At 64.4% G+C, this 20,065-nt stretch carries 19 protein-coding genes; 12 read left to right on the top strand and 7 right to left on the bottom strand.

Going from position 1 to position 20,065, the window contains the following annotated elements; translation table 11 throughout:
• Nucleotides 1–28 precede the first annotated feature (28 nt).
• The 12 genes from ACN4F8_RS08380 to nagZ all read left to right on the top strand — a co-directional run bounded on the left by ACN4F8_RS08380 (nucleotide 29) and on the right by nagZ (nucleotide 12,030).
• Nucleotides 29–724, top strand: a complete 696-nt coding sequence (locus tag ACN4F8_RS08380; RefSeq protein ID WP_419473146.1) for a sigma-E factor negative regulatory protein — start codon at nucleotides 29–31, stop codon at nucleotides 722–724.
• A 6-nt stretch (nucleotides 725–730) separates the two neighbouring features.
• The gene (locus ACN4F8_RS08375; RefSeq protein WP_419473145.1) at nucleotides 731–1,825 is read left to right on the top strand and encodes a MucB/RseB C-terminal domain-containing protein; all 1,095 of its coding nucleotides are present in this window, start codon (nucleotides 731–733) and stop codon (nucleotides 1,823–1,825) included.
• Nucleotides 1,826–1,935: 110 nt separating this feature from the next.
• Nucleotides 1,936–3,441, top strand: coding sequence for a DegQ family serine endoprotease (locus ACN4F8_RS08370; RefSeq protein ID WP_419473144.1), 1,506 nt, complete (start codon nucleotides 1,936–1,938; stop codon nucleotides 3,439–3,441).
• Between the two features lie 525 nt (nucleotides 3,442–3,966).
• Nucleotides 3,967–5,775: a translation elongation factor 4 gene (gene lepA, locus ACN4F8_RS08365; RefSeq protein WP_419473143.1), complete on the top strand. Its 1,809-nt coding sequence runs from the start codon at nucleotides 3,967–3,969 to the stop codon at nucleotides 5,773–5,775.
• An 11-nt stretch (nucleotides 5,776–5,786) separates the two neighbouring features.
• The gene (gene lepB, locus ACN4F8_RS08360) at nucleotides 5,787–6,752 is read left to right on the top strand and encodes a signal peptidase I (RefSeq protein ID WP_419473142.1); all 966 of its coding nucleotides are present in this window, start codon (nucleotides 5,787–5,789) and stop codon (nucleotides 6,750–6,752) included.
• A gap of 27 nt (nucleotides 6,753–6,779) precedes the next feature.
• A complete protein-coding gene (locus tag ACN4F8_RS08355) occupies nucleotides 6,780–7,127 on the top strand; it encodes a DUF4845 domain-containing protein (protein ID WP_419473141.1) in 348 nt (115 codons plus the stop codon).
• A 1-nt stretch (nucleotide 7,128) separates the two neighbouring features.
• Nucleotides 7,129–7,911, top strand: a complete 783-nt coding sequence (gene rnc, locus ACN4F8_RS08350; RefSeq protein ID WP_419473140.1) for a ribonuclease III — start codon at nucleotides 7,129–7,131, stop codon at nucleotides 7,909–7,911.
• Between the two features lie 4 nt (nucleotides 7,912–7,915).
• On the top strand, nucleotides 7,916–8,926 hold the full coding sequence (gene era / locus ACN4F8_RS08345) for a GTPase Era (protein ID WP_419473139.1): 1,011 nt from the start codon (nucleotides 7,916–7,918) through the stop codon (nucleotides 8,924–8,926).
• Nucleotides 8,927–8,945: 19 nt separating this feature from the next.
• On the top strand, nucleotides 8,946–9,761 hold the full coding sequence (gene recO, locus ACN4F8_RS08340) for a DNA repair protein RecO (protein WP_419473138.1): 816 nt from the start codon (nucleotides 8,946–8,948) through the stop codon (nucleotides 9,759–9,761).
• Nucleotides 9,758–10,522, top strand: a complete 765-nt coding sequence (locus tag ACN4F8_RS08335; RefSeq protein ID WP_419473137.1) for a pyridoxine 5'-phosphate synthase — start codon at nucleotides 9,758–9,760, stop codon at nucleotides 10,520–10,522. The genes recO and ACN4F8_RS08335 overlap by 4 nt, the downstream gene beginning before the upstream one ends.
• Nucleotides 10,519–10,911, top strand: a complete 393-nt coding sequence (gene acpS / locus ACN4F8_RS08330; protein ID WP_419473136.1) for a holo-ACP synthase — start codon at nucleotides 10,519–10,521, stop codon at nucleotides 10,909–10,911. Before ACN4F8_RS08335 ends, acpS begins: the two co-directional genes overlap by 4 nt.
• A gap of 27 nt (nucleotides 10,912–10,938) precedes the next feature.
• On the top strand, nucleotides 10,939–12,030 hold the full coding sequence (gene nagZ, locus ACN4F8_RS08325; protein ID WP_419473135.1) for a beta-N-acetylhexosaminidase: 1,092 nt from the start codon (nucleotides 10,939–10,941) through the stop codon (nucleotides 12,028–12,030).
• A gap of 19 nt (nucleotides 12,031–12,049) precedes the next feature.
• Here nagZ and ACN4F8_RS08320 read toward each other — a convergent pair whose 3' ends face one another.
• The 7 genes from ACN4F8_RS08320 to ACN4F8_RS08290 are packed head-to-tail and all read right to left on the bottom strand — an operon-like array spanning nucleotide 12,050 to nucleotide 19,287.
• On the bottom strand, nucleotides 12,050–12,730 hold the full coding sequence (locus ACN4F8_RS08320) for an LON peptidase substrate-binding domain-containing protein (protein WP_419473134.1): 681 nt from the start codon (nucleotides 12,728–12,730) through the stop codon (nucleotides 12,050–12,052).
• Complete coding sequence (gene accD / locus ACN4F8_RS08315; RefSeq protein WP_419473133.1) at nucleotides 12,727–13,605, bottom strand: acetyl-CoA carboxylase, carboxyltransferase subunit beta; 879 nt, start codon at nucleotides 13,603–13,605, stop codon at nucleotides 12,727–12,729. Before accD ends, ACN4F8_RS08320 begins: the two co-directional genes overlap by 4 nt.
• Nucleotides 13,606–13,649: 44 nt before the next feature.
• Nucleotides 13,650–14,459, bottom strand: a complete 810-nt coding sequence (gene trpA, locus ACN4F8_RS08310; protein WP_419473132.1) for a tryptophan synthase subunit alpha — start codon at nucleotides 14,457–14,459, stop codon at nucleotides 13,650–13,652.
• Nucleotides 14,456–15,739: a tryptophan synthase subunit beta gene (trpB, locus tag ACN4F8_RS08305; protein WP_419473131.1), complete on the bottom strand. Its 1,284-nt coding sequence runs from the start codon at nucleotides 15,737–15,739 to the stop codon at nucleotides 14,456–14,458. The genes trpA and trpB overlap by 4 nt, the downstream gene beginning before the upstream one ends.
• 43 nt (nucleotides 15,740–15,782) lie before the next feature.
• A complete protein-coding gene (locus tag ACN4F8_RS08300; protein WP_419473130.1) occupies nucleotides 15,783–16,460 on the bottom strand; it encodes a phosphoribosylanthranilate isomerase in 678 nt (225 codons plus the stop codon).
• A complete protein-coding gene (gene truA / locus ACN4F8_RS08295; RefSeq protein WP_419473218.1) occupies nucleotides 16,457–17,254 on the bottom strand; it encodes a tRNA pseudouridine(38-40) synthase TruA in 798 nt (265 codons plus the stop codon). Before truA ends, ACN4F8_RS08300 begins: the two co-directional genes overlap by 4 nt.
• Nucleotides 17,255–17,313: 59 nt before the next feature.
• Entirely contained in the window at nucleotides 17,314–19,287 is a 1,974-nt protein-coding gene (locus ACN4F8_RS08290) for a FimV/HubP family polar landmark protein (protein WP_419473129.1), read from the bottom strand.
• Nucleotides 19,288–20,065: the final 778 nt, after the last annotated feature.

Raw genomic sequence — 20,065 nt, 5'->3', positions numbered from 1 at the left:
GATCGCATCGCACACGGGGAAATGAATCATGAATGCCGAACAAAACCACAATCCGCTGCCGGCTGACAAGGCCGATGTCATCCAGAGCATGGGTGTGAACACTGCGTTGTCTGCCATGGTCGATGGAGAGCTCGGCGCCTGCGAGTTCGAAGCCCTGATGGATTCACTGGAGACCGATGCCTTGTCGAGCTGGCATGCATACCAGGTGATCGGGGATGTGCTGCGGGGTCACCGGGACCCGACGGGTGCCCAGCCTGCGGCCGATTTTCTGGCGTCCGTGCGGACTGGTCTTGAAGCCCGCGATACAGAAACCCGCTTGCCTCGCCTGGCGGATGCAGCCGCCCTGCCATTGTCTGGACACGGCCTGCGTGAGGCCGCCAACGACGCGGTCTTTCGCTGGAAGCTGGTGGCGGGTTTTGCATCGCTGGCAGCCGTGATGGCGGTGAGCTGGAGCGTGGTTTCAGGTTCGGGGTCGAATGGTGCAGCGGGTGCCCAGCTGGCATCCAACGCTCCGGTGATTTCGGCGCCTGCTGCAGCTGTGGTCACCGTCGCCACCCCCGTGGTCAGCGAGCCAGTGGCCGTCAACACCGGCCAGGGCGTTGTGATTCGCGACGCCCAACTCGAAGCCTTGCTGGCCGAGCACCGCCAGCACGGTGGCATGTCCGCCTTGCAGATGCCTTCCGGGTTCATTCGCAACGCGACCTACGAAGCTGCGGGGCGTTGAGCAGCCATGACGCCCAACCTGTTTGCCGCTGAATCCGCCATGCCTGTTTTTGCCGCTACCTTGTCACACCGGTCGCGCCAGGCCCATTTGATGCTGCGGCACTGGCGACCTGTGGGTGCCATGGCGCTGCTGACGGCGGGCTTGTTGCTGGGTGCACCTTCGCAAGCCCAGGTCGGATCGACACCCCAGACCGGCACGCGGACCGTCAACGAGTGGCTCAGCCGCATGCACGAGGCATCGCGCCAGCGGGCCTACACCGGCACGCTGGTGGTGTCGGCAGGGGCTTCGATGTCGGCGTCGAAGATCTGGCATGTGTGTGACGGTAGCCAGCAGATGGAGCGCGTCGACACGCTCACCGGCCCACCACGCACCACCATCCGGCGCAACAACGATGTGATCACATTCGAGCCGGAGACGAAAACGGCGTTTGTCGAAAGGCGCGAGTCGCTGGGCATGTTTCCCGAGCTGCTGCGCACGCCAAACAACCTGATTCCCCAGTTTTACGCAGCGCGCGAAACCGGCGTGCAGCGCGTGGCAGGACACCTCGCCGACATGGTCGAGATCCTGCCCAAGGACGAGCTGCGCTTTGGATACCGCATCTGGTCCGAGCGGCAAACCGGTTTGGTGGTCAAGCTGCAGACGCTGGGCGAGCAAGGTGCTGTGCTGGAGCAGATGTCGTTCTCCGAGTTGCAGCTCGATGCCCCGGTCAGCATGGACAAGCTGCAAAAGCTGATGAAGGACACACGCGGCTACGAGGTGCACAAGCCGCTGCTCAAGAAGACCACGGCCGAAGCCGAGGGCTGGCGTTTGAAGGAGCCGGTGCCCGGGTTCACCGCCATGAGTTGCCACACCCGCGACGCCGGTGCGACCCAGGCGCCAGGCACCGCGCCCATGCAGTGGGTGTTCTCCGATGGCCTGGCTTCCGTGTCGCTGTTTGTCGAGCCTTTTGATGCGCAGCGCCACGGCCAGGAAAAGGCGGCTTCTGTCGGCGCGACCCACTCGGTGAGCAAGCGGGTGGGCGACCACTGGTTGACGGTGCTGGGCGAGGTTCCCCCACCGACGCTGCGGCGTTTTGCCCTTGCGCTGGAACGAACGCGCTGAACCTGCCAGACTTGTGTTCTTTCAGCCGAGCCGCACCTGCGCAGCGCTCGGTAGAACGTAGTTGCGCGCACAGCCCGGTTCTGCCATTTGCTTGTGTGTAAAGGATCACCATGACGCACCTGAAACGTATTCAAAAGCCTCTGCTGGCCATGACCGCCTCCGCTGCATTGGCGGCCATCGGAACGGCCGCGCTCATCCTGCACGCGCCACTGTCCGCGCAGACACCGATGGCGCCCGTGGCGGCCAGCGTGCGGGGTCTGCCGGACTTCACCGATCTGGTGGATCTGGTGGGACCGTCGGTGGTCAACATCCGCACGTTGGAGCGTGCTGCAGCGGCGCGCCCGGGTACTGGAGGCGCACCCGACGAGCAGATGCTCGATTTTTTCAAACGTTTCGGTATCCCGGTCCCCCCCGGCATGACCCCGCGCACGCCAAGGCAAGAGCGTGGCCCCTCCGAGGAGGCGCAGCCACGCGGTGTGGGTTCGGGCTTCATCCTGAGCGCTGACGGATTGATCATGACCAATGCACACGTCGTCGAGGGTGCAGACGAGTTGCTGGTGACCTTGCCCGACAAGCGCGAGTTCAAGGCCCGCGTGGTCGGCGCCGACAAACGAACCGATGTGGCCGTGGTGAAGATCGAAGCCACGGGCCTGATGCCCGTCAAGATCGGCGATGTGAACCGCCTGCGGGTGGGTGAATGGGTGATGGCCATCGGTTCGCCGTTCGGCCTGGAGAACACCGTGACTGCCGGGATCGTGAGCGCCAAGCAGCGCGACACCGGCGATTTTTTGCCTTTCATCCAGACCGACGTGGCCATCAACCCAGGCAATTCGGGCGGCCCGCTGATCAACATGAGCGGCGAGGTGATCGGCATCAACAGCCAGATCTATTCGCGCTCGGGTGGTTTTCAGGGCATCTCGTTTGCGATTCCGATCGACGAGGCGGTTCGGGTGTCCGATCAGCTCAAAACCTCCGGGCGTGTGACGCGCGGGCGCATCGGCGTGCAGATCGATCAGGTGAGCAAGGATGTGGCCGAGTCGTTGGGGTTGGGCGCATCGAAAGGCGCTCTGGTGCGAGGCGTGGAGCCTGATTCTCCGGCTGCGAAAGCGGGTGTGGAGCCTGGCGACATCATTCTGAAGTTCGACGGCAAGGTCATCGAGAAGTCGGTGGACCTGCCTCGCTTCGTGGGCAACACCAAGCCCGGGAACAAGAGCACCATGACCGTCTTGCGGCGTGGTGCTCAACGGGATCTGTCTGTCACGGTGGCCGAGCTTGAGCCTGAGAAGGCCGAGGCGAGGGCTGTAGCCCCCGAGCCTGCCAAGCCTCAGGCGAGCAATGCCGTGCAGTCGCTGGGTCTTGGCCTGGCCGAGCTGACCGCTGCAGAGAAGAAAGAGCTCAATCTCAAAGGCGGCGTGCGCATTGCATCGGCCGAAGGCCCCGCAGCACGCGCTGGTCTGCGCGAGGGCGATGTCATCGTCGCCATCGCCAACACCGACACCGCGACGCTTAAAGACATGGAGGCGGCGCTCAGCAAAATCGACAAATCGCGACCCGTGAATGTGCTGTTCCGCCGTGGCGAGTGGGCGCAATACGCGGTGATTCGACCGCAACGCTGATCACGGCCGTGCGCTGACCACAGCTCACCGCACCGGAACCCCCAGACCCTGCCGGATCTGGGGGTTTTTTCCAGGGGTGGCCTATTCGCCACAGTGCTTGAACCGAGCAACGGCTCCGAAGAAAGAGCGATTTGTTAGTGGATGCTTACTATCCTTGGGCTCGCGTTGACCGATTTCGCTAAAATGGACCGCATTCCGGTGGAATTCCGACACTTCGATGCCGAATCGGCCCACGATGTGGGAGCAGTCCCGGAAGTCCCCAGGTCGTCCACAGCCGGCCCACAAGTTTTCCCGTCGCCTTGTGGATATGCTGTGCATAAAGTTCACGTTGTTGCGTCGCAACAAGGGGCTGACGGTGGTTCGGTGGTGTGCATTCCGGGCTTTTTGCCTACAATGAAACCCCAACTATCGCAGTTGCCATTGATTGTTGGTTACGGGCGCGTCAGCAGCTGACGCGCCCTTTTTTATGGCCGCTCGTTCCTGCTCGGAGCGGCGGTTTTCCCCAGTGTTTGAGCCGTTCTCCTGATGAATCACATCCGCAATTTTTCGATCATCGCGCACATCGACCATGGCAAGTCCACGCTCGCCGATCGCATCATTTCCCTCTGCGGCGGCCTGTCCGACCGCGAGATGAGCGAGCAGGTGCTCGACTCGATGGACATCGAGAAAGAGCGCGGCATCACCATCAAGGCGCAGACCGCTGCGCTCAAGTACAAAGCGCGTGATGGTCAGGTCTACAACCTCAATCTGATCGACACCCCTGGCCACGTCGACTTCTCCTACGAGGTCTCACGCTCGCTCTCGGCCTGCGAAGGCGCGCTGCTGGTGGTGGACGCCAGCCAGGGCGTTGAAGCCCAGACCGTGGCCAATTGCTACACCGCACTCGACCTGGGCGTGGAGGTGGTGCCGGTGCTCAACAAGATGGATCTGCCCAACGCCGATCCCGAGAACGCGAAGAGCGAGATCGAGGATGTGATCGGCATCGACGCCACCGACGCCATTCCTTGTTCGGCCAAGACCGGCATGGGCGTGGAAGACATTCTGGAAGCGGTGGTGGCGCGCATCCCGCACCCCAAGGGCAACCCCGATGCGCCGCTGCGCGCCATGATCGTGGACAGTTGGTACGACGCCTACGTGGGTGTGGTGATGCTGGTGCGCGTGGTCGATGGTCGCCTGCTCAAGAACGAACGCTTCAAGATGATGGCGACCAACACCGTCTACAACGCCGACAACCTGGGCGTGTTCACGCCGGGCAACGAGCCGCGCGAATCGCTGCAGGCGGGTGAGGTAGGCTACATCATTGCGGGCATCAAGGAACTGCAGGCGGCCAAGGTGGGCGACACCATCACGCTGGAGAAGAAGCTACCCAACAACGCCGGGCCGGCCACCGAGGCCTTGCCGGGCTTCAAGGAAGTGCAGCCCCAGGTGTTCGCCGGTCTGTACCCGACCGAAGCCAATCAGTACGACTCGCTGCGCGATGCGCTGGAGAAGCTCAAGCTCAATGACGCCTCGCTGCAGTACGAGCCCGAGGTGTCGCAGGCGCTGGGCTTCGGTTTTCGTTGCGGATTCCTCGGCTTGCTCCACATGGAAATCGTGCAGGAGCGGCTGGAGCGCGAGTTCGACCAGGACCTGATCACCACCGCCCCCAGCGTGGTGTACCAGGTGATGAAGCCCGATGGCGAGGTGGTGATGGTGGAGAACCCATCCAAGATGCCCGACCAGGGCCGACTGGAAGAGATCCGCGAACCCATCGTCACCGTGCATCTCTACATGCCGCAGGAGTACGTGGGTGCGGTCATGACGCTGGCCAACCAGAAGCGTGGCATGCAGCTCAACATGGCCTACCACGGCAAGCAGGTCATGCTGACCTACGACATGCCGCTGGGCGAGATCGTGCTGGACTTCTTCGACAAGCTCAAATCGGTGAGCCGCGGTTATGCGTCCATGGACTACGAGTTCAAGGAGTACCGGGCGGCCGACGTGGTCAAGGTCGACATCCTGCTCAACGGAGAGAAGGTCGATGCCCTGTCCATCATCGTGCACCGCTCGCAGTCGCAGTACCGCGGGCGCGCGGTGGTGGCCAAGATGCGTGAAATCATCAGCCGGCAGATGTTCGATGTGGCGATCCAGGCCGCCATCGGCGGCAACGTGATCGCGCGGGAAACCATCAAGGCATTGCGCAAGAACGTGCTGGCAAAATGCTACGGCGGTGACATCTCCCGCAAACGCAAACTCCTCGAAAAACAGAAAGCAGGCAAGAAGCGCATGAAACAGATCGGCTCGGTGGAGGTTCCCCAAGAGGCTTTCCTCGCCATATTGCAGGTGCAGGACTGATGCAGGCGCTCATGGGAACGGTCACTGCGGTGATCCTGGGTGCGTTTGTTGCCTACGCGGGCGCCTGGTACGCCGGAGCGGTCGAAGGCAATTTCGCGCTGCTGCTGATGCTGGCCACAGCCGTCACAGGCCTGTACTGGCTGGCTGAAAAGTTTGTGTTCCTGCCGCAGCGCCGGCGGGCAGCGGACCAGTTGCTGGTGGAGCACAACACCCGAAAGGAAGCCTTGATCAAACAGGGCTTCAGCCAGGTCGAAGGTGATGTGGAACCCGCCCGGCAAAAGCTGCTGGCGCAACCGTGGTGGCTGGACTGGACGGCGGGGTTGTTCCCGGTGATCCTGGCCGTTTTCGTCTTGCGCTCGTTCCTGTTCGAGCCGTTCAAGATTCCGTCGGGCTCGATGATTCCCACCTTGCGCGTGGGCGACCTGATTCTGGTGAACAAATTCCACTACGGTGTGCGCCTGCCGGTGTTCAACACGAAGTTGATCGCCAACAACGAACCGAAGCGTGGCGACGTGATGGTGTTTCGCTACCCTCCACAGCCCAGCCTCGACTACATCAAGCGCGTGATTGGTGTGCCCGGCGACGAGGTGGCCTACTTGAACAAGCAGCTGACCGTCAACGGCAAGGTGGTTCCGCGCGTGGCGCAGCCCGACTTTTTCGACGGTGACTCCATGCGCTACTCCAAGCAGTTCGGGGAAACGCTGGACCAGCGCAAATACAGCACTCTCAACGACGACGACAGGCCTGCGTTCGTTCCGGGGGCGGCCGAGTTTCCGTTTGCCGACGGGTGCAAGTACACCGTCGAAGGCGTGACCTGCAAGGTGCCCGCAGGGCACTATTTCATGATGGGTGACAATCGGGACAACTCGCTGGACTCGCGCTACTGGGGCTTCGTGCCCGAGCGCAACATTGTTGGCAAGGCCTTTTTTGTCTGGATGAATTTTGGCGATCTGGGGCGCATCGGATCCTTTGAATGATAACCATCACCTGTGGAGCTTGACGTCATGAAATTGAAGCAACAGCAACGCGGCCTGACCTTCATGGGCCTGATCATCGTGGGTATTCTGCTGGCCTTGGCCGGCGTGGTGTTTGCGCAGGTCGTGCCCACCTACATCGAATACGTCGCGGTGCAGAAGGCCGTGGACAAGGCTGCGGTGGGCACCACCGTGGCCGAAGTGCGCAGCATTTTTGACAAGGCCGCCACCATCGACGACATCCGCACCATTTCGGGCAAGGATCTGGTGGTGGGCAAAGAGGGCGACCGCGTGGTGGTTTCGTACGCCTACACCCGCGAGATCCCGCTCGCCGGCCCGGCTTACCTCCTGATGAAATACGAAGGCCGCTCGAAGTGACATGCAACCTGGGCAGGGAGCGCTCGATGGAGCGCCCGCATTCTTGAATCCGGAACTCACGGCGCTGCAACGGCGCCTGCAACACAACTTTGCCAATCCGCGCTTGCTTGAGCGCGCGCTGACCCACCGCAGCTTCACCGCCGACCACAACGAACGCCTGGAGTTTCTGGGCGATTCGGTGCTCAACCTCGCGGTCTCCGGCCTGCTGTTCGAAAAACTCAACCAGTTGCCCGAGGGCGATCTGTCGCGCGTGCGTGCCAATCTGGTCAAGCAAGACACCTTGTTCGAAATCGCGTCGCGCCTGAACCTCTCGGCAGGCCTGCGGTTGGGCGACGGCGAAAAACGCTCGGGTGGTCAGAAGCGCCCATCGATTCTGGCCGACGCGCTCGAAGCGGTGATCGGTGCGGTGTACCTCGACGCGGGCTTTGAAGCGGCTGCCGCCCTGGTGCGCCGCCTCTACAGCGACCTGGAACTCAACGCGCAGATGAGCGCCATGGGCAAGGACCCCAAGACCGAATTGCAGGAGTGGCTGCAGGGGCGCAAAATGAAACTGCCGGTCTACCGCGTGGTGGCCACCCTGGGTGAGGCGCACAAGCAGACCTTTGATGTGGAATGCACCGTGACCGAGACCGGCCGCAGCGAACGCGGCATCGGCGCGTCGCGGCGGGCCGGTGAGCAGGCCGCCGCCGCGGCCATGCTGCAGCACCTCACCGCCGACCCGAAGCAGGCCCATGCCTTGCCACCCGCGACCCCCGATGTCGCCCCTTCCGCCAAGGTACCTTGAAGCCATGCCCCGCACACCCGTGAATCCGCCGTCCAATCCCGACCTCGACGCCATGCTGGCCAAGGCGCTGAGCAAGGAAACGGCTGCCATGCCGGCTGATGCTCCTGTGGCAGAAGTGGCCGAGATCGATCCCGCCGAGCAGCGCTGTGGCTATGTGGCCATCGTCGGCAAGCCCAACGTGGGCAAGTCGACCTTGCTCAACGCCTTGGTCGGTCAAAAGGTGAGCATCACCTCGCGCAAGGCGCAGACCACGCGCCACCGCATCACCGGCATGCGCACCGTGGGCCCCACGCAATTCATCTTTGTGGACACGCCCGGATTCCAGACCCGCCACGGCAATGCGCTGAACCGCGCGCTGAACAAGACGGTGATGGGCGCCGTGAGCGACGTGGACCTGATCCTCTTCGTGGTGGAAGCCGGTCACTTCAACCTGGCCGATGCCAAGGTGCTGTCGCTGCTGCCGGCCAACGTGCCGGTGATTCTGCTGGCCAACAAGTTCGACCTGGTGCACCGCCGCGGTGATCTCGCGCCCTGGCTGCGCTCCATGCAGGAGCGCCACCCGTTCACCGAGTTCGTGCCCATGTCGGCCAAGACCGCCAAGGACATCGAGCGCCTGTTCGGCATCTGCGAGAAGTTCTTGCCGCAGCAGCCCTGGATGCACGATCCGGACGACCTGACCGACCGCAGCGAGCGCTTCATGGCCAGCGAGATGGTGCGCGAAAAACTCTTCCGCCTGACCGGCGACGAGCTGCCGTACACCTCCACCGTGATCATCGACAAGTTCGAGGAAGAGGGTGCCCTCAAGCGCATCGCCGCAACCATCGTGGTGGAGCGCGAAGGCCACAAGGGCATGGTGATCGGCGAGGGTGGCGAGAAGCTCAAGCGCATCGGCACCGAGGCGCGCCAGGAACTCGAAAAACTCTGGGACTGCAAGGTGTTCCTGGAGCTGTGGGTCAAGGTCCGCTCGGGCTGGGCCGACGACGATGCACGCGTGCGTTCGTTCGGATACGAGTGAGCCGCCGGCTGCTTGACCTGTGGCCCTGAAACGCGTTTCCGAGGAACCCGCCTTCGTCCTGCACCGCTACGACTGGAGCGAAACCAGTCTGGTGCTGGAGGTCTTCACCCGCCACTTTGGCCGCATCGCGCTGGTGGCCAAAGGGGTGAAGCGTCCCACCTCCCAGTTCCGCCCGGTGCTGCTGCCACTGCAGCCGTTGCATGTGTCGTGGACGGGAGACGCCGAGGTGCGCACCCTCAAGTCGGCGCAGTGGCAGGGCGGACACGTCATGCCCACGGGCGAGGCGCTGATCTCGGGCAGTTACCTCAACGAACTGCTCATGCGCCTGCTGGCGCGCGACGACCCGCACGCCAACCTGTTCGACCACTTCGCCCTGGCGGTGCAACTGCTGGCCGAGAAGAGCGATGCGCAGCAGGTGATCCTGCGGGCGTTCGAGCTGCTGCTGCTGCGCGACGTGGGCTTGTTGCCCGACCTGGCGCAGGAAGCCAACACGCTGGCGCCGCTCGACCCCGACGCGCTCTACGTGCTCACGCCCGAGAGTGGCTTGCGAGTTGCCCATGGCGACGATGCACATCCGCTGAGCGGCGAGCAGTGGCTGGGCCTGCAAGCCGCCATGGACGGCCCGGCTCCCTTCATCACCACATTGCGTGCCTGTGCCGGTGCACTGCAAGCCCTGCGCCCGCAACTGCGCCACCTGCTGCACTACCATTGCGGCGTGCGGGTGTTCAAGACGCGGCAACTCATGCTGGATGTGCAAGCCATGACGCGGCCCCGCTCCACCGAAGCGCCCGCGCTGGGTGAAACGGCAACCCCCAACCCCGAGCCCACCCCATGAACGCGGCCACCTCTCCCCACTTGCGCACAGCGCTGTCGGTCAACCTCAACAAGGTGGCGCTGGTACGCAACACGCGCCACCTCGGCATTCCCTCGGTCACCCGCGCGGCCACGTTGTGCCTGCAGGCTGGCGCGCGCGGCATCACGGTGCACCCGCGACCCGATGAGCGCCACATCCGCGCGCACGACGTGCACGACCTGGCCGAGCTCATGAAGGCCTGGCCGGACCGCGAATACAACATCGAAGGCAACCCTTTCCACAACCTCATGGGCTTTGTGCGCGCCGTGCGGCCGCACCAGGTCACGTTCGTGCCCGACAGCGAAGGCCAGTTCACCAGCGACCACGGCTGGAGCTTTCCGGCCGACACCGACCGCCTGCGCCCGCTCATCGACGAGTGCCGTGCGCTGGGTGTGCGCGTGAGCCTGTTCATGGATGCCGACGCCCACCAGATGGCCGGCGCCAAGGCGGTGGGTGCCGACCGGGTGGAGCTCTACACCGAGCCCTACGCCGCCGCGTGGTACACGCCGCAGCGGACTGAGCAACTGGAGCGTTTTCGTGCAGCAGCGCAGGCGGCGCTGGATGTTGGTCTGGGCGTGAACGCGGGGCACGATTTGAACCGCGACAACCTCACGGCTTTCCTGCGCACCGTGCCCGGCGTGAGCGAGGTCTCGATCGGTCACGCCTTGATGGCCGACGCGCTGGAGCTGGGCTACGCCGCCACCATCGCTGAGTACAACCGCTGCATCGCCGAGGCCGGATGATTTTCGGCATTGGCACGGACATCTGCGACATCCGGCGCATCCAGGCGACGTACGAGCGCCAAGGCGAGCGCTTCGTTCGCAAGGTGCTGAGCGACGCCGAATTCGCCGTCTGGCAGAAACGCAGCGCACGTTGGCCCCAGCGCGGCTTGCGTTTTCTGGCCACGCGCTTCTCCGCCAAGGAAGCCTTCTCCAAAGCCATTGGTCTGGGCATGCGCATGCCCATGACCTGGCGGCGCTGCGAAATCACCAACCTGCCCAGCGGCCAACCGGTCATCGTGCTGCACGGCGAGCTCAAGACCTGGTTTGAAGCCCAGGGACTGCGCGCGCATGTGACCGTGACCGACGAGACCGATTACGCAGCCAGCTTCGTCATCGTCGAGCGCGACTGACGTTGACCCATCTTGAGATCCCAATCCATGAACCCACACGCTCCCCTCATCATCGACGTGGCCGGCCACAGCCTCACCACGGTGGACCGCCAGCGCCTGGCCCATCCGCTGGTGGGCGGCGTCATCCTGTTCGGCCGCAACTGGTTTGATCGGTTGCAGCTCACGCAGCTGTGCCGCCAGATCAAGGCCGTGCGGCCCGACCTGCTGATCGCGGTGGACCACGAAGGCGGCCGCGTGCAGCGCTTTCGCACCGATGGCTTCACCCACCTGCCACCCATGGCCGCGCTGGGCGCCATGGCCATGCGCGCGGCCAAGCCCGGTGAGTCTGAAGGCGTGGCCACCTTGCAGGCTTGCAACGCAGCCACAGCGGCCGGCTACGTGCTCGGCGCCGAGCTGCGCGCCTGCGGGGTCGACCTGAGCTTCACACCCGTGCTGGACCTGGACTTTGGCGAAAGCTCGGTGATTGGCGACCGATCCTTCGGCCGCGACCCGCGCATCGTCACGCTGCTCGCGCAGGCGCTGATGCACGGCCTGCTGCAAAGCGGCATGGGCAACTGCGGCAAACACTTCCCCGGTCATGGTTTCGTCAAGGCCGACTCGCACCTGGCCATTCCCGTGGACCAGCGCAGCCTCAAAGCCATCCTGGCAGAAGACGCTGCACCGTATGGCTGGCTCTCGGCCAGCCTGCAGGCCGTGATGCCCGCCCACGTGATCTACCCCAAGGTCGACCCGCGCCCCGCCGGGTTCTCCGCACGCTGGTTGCAAGACGTGTTGCGCCACCGTTTGGGCTTCACCGGCGCCATCTTCAGCGACGACCTCAGCATGGCCGCCGCACGGCAGATCGATGGCCAAGCCGTGAGCTTCACCACCGCCGCACTGGCCGCCCTGCAGGCGGGTTGCGACATGGTGTTGTTGTGCAACCAGTCGGTGGAAGAGGGCGGTGCGCCGATTGACGAGGCCATCAACGATTTGTCCAAGGCCTGTCTGGATGGCGACTGGGCGCCCAGCGAAGCGAGCGAAGAGCGGCGCCTGGCCTTGTTGCCTCGCGCCGCAGCGCGCGACTGGGAAACTTTGATGGTCAGCGAGCGCTACATGCAGGCGCTCTCGTTGCTGCCCTGACGCAAGCCCGCAGGAGGGCTCAGTTCTCCAGACCCAGCTTCTCCAGCAGGTCGGACACCAGCTCCAGGCGAAGCAGCGGGTTGTCCAGCGCCATCAAGCGTTGTTTGAGTTCGGCCGGTGCCGGCAGCAACTCGGACCAGCGGTTGGCCACCCAGCCGCTGTCGTCCCACTGGTAGGGCGGCTGCAGGGGCAACTGGTCCAGGCTCTCGGGGTCGCGCTCCTGCAGGTTTTGCAGCAGTCGCTTCAGTGCATCGCGCGTGTTCGCCAGGTCGGGCGGCACGGCCACCACGGACTCGTGTTCGTCCAGCGTCACATCGGCCACCCACAGGCCGTGCGGCAGCTGGCTGCGGCGGTTGATGTGAAAACGCTGCAGGCCACGGCACTTGATCACCATGAGCCCGGGCTGGGGGCGCTCCAGGCTCTCGATATGGGCGAGCGTGCCCACAGCGTGAAACACCTCTTTGGCGAAGCTGTCACCGGTGGGCGGTGCTGCGGGATTCGCCCGGCGCACCTCGCTGCCTTCGCTCAGGCAGACCACACCAAACGGTGCACCCGCCTTGTGACAGCGCCCGATCATGTCGAGGTAACGCACTTCGAAGATGCGAAGCGGCAACCACCCGCCAGGGAACAGGACGGTCTGCAGCGGAAACAGGGGGAGCTGAGACAGCGTGAGCGCCTCGGCCGCAGGCTCGGAACTCAATCGCTGACCACCGCATCAGCGCTCTGGCGCTGCAGCATGGCCAGGGTATTGGCAATGGTGGCGCGCAGCTCGCGCCGGTCGGAGATGAAATCGACCGCGCCCTTGGTCTGCAAAAACTCGGCGCGCTGGAAACCTTCGGGCAACTTCACCCGAACGGTGTTCTCGATCACACGCGGCCCGGCAAAACCGATCAGCGCCTTGGGCTCGGCAATCACCACATCGCCCAGGAACGCGAAACCGGCACTCACACCGCCCATGGTCGGGTCGGTGAGCACGCTGATGTAGGGCAGGCCTTTCTTGGCCAGGCGGGTCAACGCGGCGTTGGTCTTGGCCATCTGCATCAGCGAAAGCAGGCCTTCCTGCATGCGCGCGCCACCGGTGGCGGTGAAACACACAAACGGCACCTTCTGGGCAATGGCTTCTTCCACGCCGCGCACGAAACGCTCGCCGACCACCGAACCCATGGAGCCGCCCATGAAATCGAACTCGAAACACGCCACCACCAGGCTGATGCCGTGCACCGCGCCACCCATGACGATCAGCGCGTCGGTCTCGCCCGTGGTCTCCAGCGCGTCTTTCAGACGCTCGGGGTACTTGCGGCTGTCCTTGAACTTGAGTGCATCGACCGGCAGCACTTCCTGCGCGAGTTCGTAGCGGCCTTCGGCATCGAGAAACGCGTTGAGCCGCGCGCGCGCACCCACCCGGTGGTGGTGGCTGCAGTGCGGGCACACGTTCTGGTTCTTTTCCAGATCATTTTTGTAGAGCACCGCCTCGCAACTCGGGCACTTGATCCACAAACCTTCGGGCACGCTGCGGCGCTCGGTCGGGTCGGTGGGGGTGATCTTGGGGGGCAGCAGTTTTTCGAGCCAGGACATGGGTTTTTCTCCGTGCGGATGCGCCCCGAGGACGCCATCCAGAATTATGCGTCGAGCGCCTTGCGGATCGTGCGAATGAAGTTCGAGGCCACAGCGACCACTTTTTCGTGCGGCTCGTTCTCGATCAGCTGGATGATCTTGCTGCCGATCACCACCGCATCGGCCGCACGGCTGATGGCGCGCGCGGTTTCAGCGTCGCGGATACCGAAGCCCACACCCACGGGCACGCTCACGTGTGCGCGGATGCGCGGCAGCATCGCTTCAACCTGGCCCACATCCAGCGTGCCGGCACCGGTCACGCCCTTGAGCGACACGTAGTACACGTAGCCACTGGCCACGCGAGCCACCTGCGCCATGCGCTCGTCGGTGGAGGTCGGGGCCAGCAGGAAGATCAGGTCCATGCCGTGCTCGCGCAGCGAGGCGGCGAAGTCTTCGCACTCTTCGGGCGGGTAGTCGACGATCAGCACACCGTCCACACCGGCCGCCGACGCGTCGCGCACGAAGGCGCCCGCGCCGTGTTTCTGGTCGTAGCGCTCCACCGGGTTGGCGTAGCCCATGAGCACCACGGGCGTGGTGTCGTTGCGCTCGCGGAACGTGCGCACCATGGTGATGACCTGGGTGAGGCCGATGCCGGCGGCCAGCGCGCGGTCACCCGCCTTCTGGATCACCGGGCCGTCGGCCGACGGATCGGAGAAGGGCACACCGAGTTCGATCACATCGGCGCCCGCCTCGGCCATGCCGTGCATGAGGTCGGGCGTGATGTCGGCATAAGGAAAGCCGGCGGTGACGAAGGGAATCAGAGCCTTGCGGTCCTGCTTTTTCAGCGCGGCGAAGGCGGCATCGATGCGGCTCATTTTTTCACCTCGATGGTGGCCACGCCACCTTTGACCGACTGCCCTTTGCAGCTCGGTCGGCAATAAAAATCGGCGTTGGACAGGTCGGCCACGGTGCCGATGTCCTTGTCGCCCCGACCCGAGAGGTTCACCAGAATGGATTGGTCGGACTTCATGGTCTTGGCCAGCTTCATGGCGTAGGCCACGGCGTGGCTCGATTCGAGCGCGGGGATGATGCCCTCGGTGCGGCACAGGTAGTGGAAGGCCTCCAGCGCCTCGGCATCGGTGATGCCCACGTACTCGGCGCGGCCGATGTCTTTCAGGAACGCATGTTCGGGCCCGACACCGGGGTAGTCCAGGCCAGCGCTCACGCTGTGCGTTTCGGTCACCTGGCCGTTGTCGTCCTGCAGCACATAGGTGCGGTTGCCGTGCAGCACGCCCGGGCTGCCTTTTTGCAGCGAGGCCGAGTGTTTGCCACTCTCCAGGCCTTCACCGGCGGCCTCCACGCCGATCAGGCGCGTGTTCTCGTGACCGATGTACGGATAGAAGATGCCCATGGCATTGCTGCCGCCACCCACGCAGGCGACCACCGCGTCGGGTTGCTCGTTCTTGCAGCCGGCGGCGGCCAGCATCTCGGGCATTTGCACCAGGCACTCTTCGCCAATCACGCTCTGGAAGTCGCGCACCATCATCGGGTAGGGGTGCGGGCCGGCCACGGTGCCGATGATGTAGAAGGTGTTGTCCACGTTGGCGACCCAGTCGCGCATGGCTTCGTTGAGCGCGTCTTTCAAAGTGCGGCTGCCCGACTCGACCGGCACCACGGTGGCGCCCAGCAGCTTCATGCGGTAGACGTTGGGGCTCTGGCGCTTGACGTCTTCGCTGCCCATGTAGACCACACATTCCAGCCCGTAGCGCGCGCAGATGGTGGCGGTGGCCACGCCGTGCTGGCCCGCGCCGGTCTCGGCAATGATGCGCGGCTTGCCCATGCGTTTGGCGAGCATGGCCTGGCCGATGGTGTTGTTGATCTTGTGCGCGCCCGTGTGGTTGAGGTCTTCGCGTTTCAGGAAAATCTGCGCGCCACCGGTCTCGCGACTCATGCGCGCGGCGTGGTAGACCGGGCTGGGTCGGCCCACGAAGTGGGCGAGCTCGCTCCTGAACTCGGCGAGGAACTCCGGGTCGTGCTGGTACTTCGCGTACGCAGCCTTGAGTTCGTTGATGGCGTGGGTGAGCGTTTCGCTCACGAAACTGCCGCCGTAAATGCCAAAGTGGCCACGGGCGTCGGGTTGCTGGTAGGTCTGCATGGGGTGATCTCGTCTCGGTTGCCCAAGCCCGGATCGGGGGCGATCAGGGCAGGCGGGAAAGGTGTTCGTCGGCTGCTCGAACGGCAGCGACGAAAGCGTTCATGAGGTCCGGGCTCTTGATGCCCTTGGACACCTCGACGCCGGAACTCACATCAACGGCCCAGGGCCGCACGCACGTGATGCCATCGGTCACGTTTGCAGGCGTGAGTCCACCAGACAAAACGAGGCGAGAGCTGGCGTTTAGAAGCGGATGTGACCAAGGGAATGCTGTCCAGTCAAAGGATTGACCCCCACCGCCGAAGCCTTCGACGTGTGCGTCGAGCAGGATGGCTTGGGCTGCCGAAAAGTCAGACGCGTATTTTAGAAGATCGAAGCCATGCCCGGCGGGACCGGTGGGTATGCGCGCGGCGCGCATGAAGGGGCGGCCTGCGGCCAGGCAGTCGGCGGGCGATTCGTCGCCGTGGAACTGGAGCAGGGCGTTGGGAACCGCTTCGCAGGCCCGCTGGATGTATGCCGGGCTGGCGTTGACGAACAGCAGCACCGGCGTAACGAAAGCCGGCAGGCGGCGCGCCAGCTCACCAGCACGCTCGGGCGTGACGTGGCGCGGGCTTTTGTCGTACAGCACGAATCCCACGGCGTCGGTGCCGGCGCGGGCGGCCGCGTCCACATCGGCCTCGCGGGTGAGGCCGCAGATCTTGATGCGGGTGCGGTGGGGGGTCATGGCAGCCAGTCGAAGGCGGGGGTGCGTTCTGGCAGTCCCCAGACCGGATCGTAGACCGGACCGAGGAAATACAGCCCGTCGGGGGAAAAGGTGGGGGCCGCCACGTCGCGGCTGCGGGCCTGCAGCACCTCGGCCATCCACTCGGGTGGTTGGCTGCCGGTGCCGATGGTGATCAGGCAGCCCATGATGTTGCGGATCATGTGGTGCAGGAAGGCCGAGGCTTCGAACTCGAAACGCCAGTAGGCGCCGCGGCGCGCGACCTCCGCGCGCAACAGGTGTTTGACCGGTGAATGCGCCTGGCACTGGGCAGCGCGGAACGATGAGAAGTCGTGCTCGCCCACCAGCATCTGTGCGGCTTGAGCCATGGGCTCCAGCGCCAGAGGGCGGAACACCCAGCCCACCTGACCAGCGTCCACGCTGGGGCGCACGGGCGATTCGAGCAGCACGTAGGCGTAGCGGCGTGAGCGTGCGCTGCCGCGTGCGTGAAAGCGGCTGTCCACCTGGCGCGCCCACTGGATGGCGATGTCGGGCGGCAAATACCTGTTGGTGCCACGCACCCAGGCGTTTTCGTCGCGATCAAGCCGGGTGTCGAAGTGCACCACCTGCATGAGCCCGTGCACGCCGGAATCTGTGCGGCCTGCACATAGGGTTTTGATGGGGTCGACGGCGCCAAAGCGGGTGAGGGCATGCTCCAGCTTGTCCTGCACCGTCTGACCACCCAGCTGGCTCTGCCAGCCCTCATAGGCCCGACCGTTGTAGCTCACACCCAGAGCAATACGGGTCGACTCGGGCACCGGACTCGGCGAGGTTGGTCGCTGCTCCAGGGTGTCCGGTTGTTGCTGGATGGAGGGGTTCAAGCCAGATCGGCCAGGAAGGTACCTGCTTTGGTCTTGAGCGAGCCGGATGCCTCGGCCAGCACCTCTTCAGCCAATGAGCGCGCACCTTCGAAGTCGCCGATCGCACGGAACTCCTCGGCCAGCGAGAGCTTGGTTTCCAGGGGGTTCTCCTGCCCTGAAGCATCGTCTTGTGTCGGGGTGTCCTCAACGGGGGAATCCAGATCGAGATTGAGATCGTTCAGGTCAAACTTCATCAATTCTGGTGAGCTGGCCACCGCTGTTGGTGATTCGGCAGGTGTCGCCGCCGTTGTTTGATCGGGCAGATCCATGTCAAGATCAAAATCCATTGCCTCTTCACTCATGTCGAAGGTGGGCGCGTCTTGAGCGGGTGCCGGTGCAGCAGGTGCTTCGAACGTCGCGGTCTGCAGATGATCGGGCTGCGACGGGAAGTCAAGGTCGAAGTCCATCGACATGGACGACGGTCCTGATGCCTCGGTGGTTTTGCTGGTGAGCGCTTCTGTGGATTGCAGGTCTCCCATGTCCGACATGACCACGTCGTTGGGGCTGCTGCTCGGTGCTGCGGCAGGGGGAGCGTCGGCTTCGTGATCGTCGAGCGAAAAATCCAGATCGAGGTCAAGATCACCCGTGTTCGACGCGGGAGCGCCCGATGCGTCCGACATCGTGCTGCTCGCAAACGGCATGGTGTTGGCGCCAGCGCCCACGAAGCTTTCCACGGCCCCGGATTTGGTGACCGGCCTGCCTCCGGGCTGGTACAGCGGGTTGGTCGGGTCGAGCTCCTTGCCCAACTCGCAGGCCCGATCCCACTCGGCACCTTGGCCCTGTGTCAGGCTGAATACCTCGGTTGCCACGACCTCAAAGGCCCGGGCATCGCGCCGCTTGGCATAGATCTCCAGCAGCTTGTTGTGGATGGCCACTCGGGTGGGCGTGCTGCGCATCGCCTCCTTGAGGATTTCCTCGGCCTGAAGATCACGGCCGTAGGCCAGATACACGTCCGCTTCGGCAACGGGATCGACGTCGCCAGCGGCATCAAGCTGGCTGGGCGAATACACCATTGAGGAGCCGGAGGCGACGGACTCTGCCGTGTCGATTCGCTGCCCACCGCTGGACCCGAAGAACGAATCGGGTTGCAGGCGACTTTCAAGAAAAGAGCTGTCAACACTCGCACCACCTTTGCGCTGACGCATGCGGTAGATGCCAAATCCTGCCAACAAGGCCAGCAGGCCGCCGGCCAGCGGAAGGACCAACGGGTTGTCTCGCAGTTGGTCGAAGAACGAGGGCTCGTCAGGCAATGGCGCAGGCGGTGGGGGAGGGGCTGGCTGGGCGGTCGGTGGCGTTACCACGGGTGCAGGTACTGCGACTGCGGCGGGTGCTTCGGCGGCCGCCGGAGCTGGAGCTGTGGCGGGCGCCGCGTCGGGGCCGGTTGCCGTCGTTGCTGATGGGCTACCCGCTGGTGCTGCGGGTGTTGCCGGTGCAGCCGGCGTGGCAGATGGCGCGCTCGCTACGGGCGCTGCAGCGCCAGGTGAGGGCGTGCCGAGTTTGGACAACTCTTCGATATTGCGAGAAAGCTCAGCAACACGCGTGGATGCTTCTTTGGCCTGACGGTCCTTGGCAATCTGTTCTTCGCCAGCGGTTTGTGCAGGAGTGGCGCCCTTGGACAGCGTGAGCTTGTCTGCAGCAGGTGCCGCAGGCGTCGCGTCCTTGACTTCGGTCTGTACGCGCCCCGCAGCTTGACGGTCGGCAGCACCAACTTCGGCTTGGGGCGCAGCACCGGCCAGGCGTCGGCGGAAATCATTGAAATCGCGGCTTTGCGCCGCGATGGTCTGGCGCGCCTCATCCGGGGTGACGGAGCCTGCTTGCTCGGCCGTTGGGAGTTCGACGACGGCGCCGGCTTTGATCCGGTTGACGTTGCCGCCAATGAAGGCGTTCGGGCTGGAGCGAAGCATCGCCACCAGCATCTGGTCCAGCGACACATTGGCGGGCTTGTTGGCTGCTGCAATGCGGCCGGCGGTGTCGCCCGCCTGAACGCGCACTTGTCCGCCGTCGGCAGAACCGGTGGGTGTCGGTGCTGGATTCGCACGCGGGGGCTGAGGGGTGGGTGCAGGTGCGGGTGTTGCGGCTGCAGGACGGTTGACCGATGGCGCGGGTGCAGTTTGCGCCACAGGCGGCAGTGGCCTGCTGGGCAACACCGGCTGGGCGCGTGCAGCGGCTGGTGGTGTACTCACACCCGGGGCAACCGGGGCCGGTTGCGGCACCGGGCGCAGGTTGGGTGGATCAAAAAGCAGCGTGTAGTCGCGAACGATCCGACCCGACGCCCAGTTGGCCTCGACGATCAGGTCCACGAAGGGCTCGTTGACCGGGCGGGGACTTGTCAGGCGGAGAAACGATCGACCGTCTGCCCGTTTTTGCAAGGAAATCTGCAGCCCTGCGAGTGCTGCGTTCATCTCCATCCCGGAGCTGCGAAAAGCCTCTGCGGAGGCCAGCCCGACCCGAAGACTGGCGGCTTCTTCGGCGTTGATGTCGGGTACTTCAATCTCCGCTCGGAGGGGTTCCCCCAGCGCGGATTGGACCACCACCCGACCCAGTGCCAACGCTTGTGCGGCGCCATGGTGTGTGAGCGTGGCACACAGCAAGGCGGCCGCCGCAATGGTTTGCAAGCCGCCAAACCCGGTGATTTGTCGCACCTGGCGCGCCGATTGAAATGGGGTAGGGCGGGGTTTGAATGGCACTTGGACCTCGAAGGAAAAAACC

The sequence above is a fragment of the Hydrogenophaga sp. genome (assembly GCF_048549895.1).
GTDB lineage: Bacteria > Pseudomonadota > Gammaproteobacteria > Burkholderiales > Burkholderiaceae_C > Hydrogenophaga.
The sequence above is the reverse complement of the archived record's forward strand: the minus strand, read 5'-3'. Positions and strand labels throughout refer to the sequence as shown.

Bases quoted from the DNA above. Each gene is read 5' to 3' on its own strand.
- rnc (WP_419473140.1), top strand. From the start codon at position 7,129: ATGCAACCTGGGCAGGGAGCGCTCGATGGAGCGCCCGCATTCTTGAAT.
- ACN4F8_RS08380 (WP_419473146.1), top strand. From the start codon at position 29: ATGAATGCCGAACAAAACCACAATCCGCTGCCGGCTGACAAGGCCGAT.
- ACN4F8_RS08370 (WP_419473144.1), top strand. From the start codon at position 1,936: ATGACGCACCTGAAACGTATTCAAAAGCCTCTGCTGGCCATGACCGCC.
- era (WP_419473139.1), top strand. From the start codon at position 7,916: ATGCCCCGCACACCCGTGAATCCGCCGTCCAATCCCGACCTCGACGCC.
- trpB (WP_419473131.1), bottom strand. From the start codon at position 15,739: ATGCAGACCTACCAGCAACCCGACGCCCGTGGCCACTTTGGCATTTAC.
- acpS (WP_419473136.1), top strand. From the start codon at position 10,519: ATGATTTTCGGCATTGGCACGGACATCTGCGACATCCGGCGCATCCAG.
- nagZ (WP_419473135.1), top strand. From the start codon at position 10,939: ATGAACCCACACGCTCCCCTCATCATCGACGTGGCCGGCCACAGCCTC.
- lepB (WP_419473142.1), top strand. From the start codon at position 5,787: ATGGGAACGGTCACTGCGGTGATCCTGGGTGCGTTTGTTGCCTACGCG.
- ACN4F8_RS08335 (WP_419473137.1), top strand. From the start codon at position 9,758: ATGAACGCGGCCACCTCTCCCCACTTGCGCACAGCGCTGTCGGTCAAC.
- lepA (WP_419473143.1), top strand. From the start codon at position 3,967: ATGAATCACATCCGCAATTTTTCGATCATCGCGCACATCGACCATGGC.
- accD (WP_419473133.1), bottom strand. From the start codon at position 13,605: ATGTCCTGGCTCGAAAAACTGCTGCCCCCCAAGATCACCCCCACCGAC.
- ACN4F8_RS08355 (WP_419473141.1), top strand. From the start codon at position 6,780: ATGAAATTGAAGCAACAGCAACGCGGCCTGACCTTCATGGGCCTGATC.
- ACN4F8_RS08375 (WP_419473145.1), top strand. From the start codon at position 731: ATGACGCCCAACCTGTTTGCCGCTGAATCCGCCATGCCTGTTTTTGCC.
- ACN4F8_RS08300 (WP_419473130.1), bottom strand. From the start codon at position 16,460: ATGACCCCCCACCGCACCCGCATCAAGATCTGCGGCCTCACCCGCGAG.
- trpA (WP_419473132.1), bottom strand. From the start codon at position 14,459: ATGAGCCGCATCGATGCCGCCTTCGCCGCGCTGAAAAAGCAGGACCGC.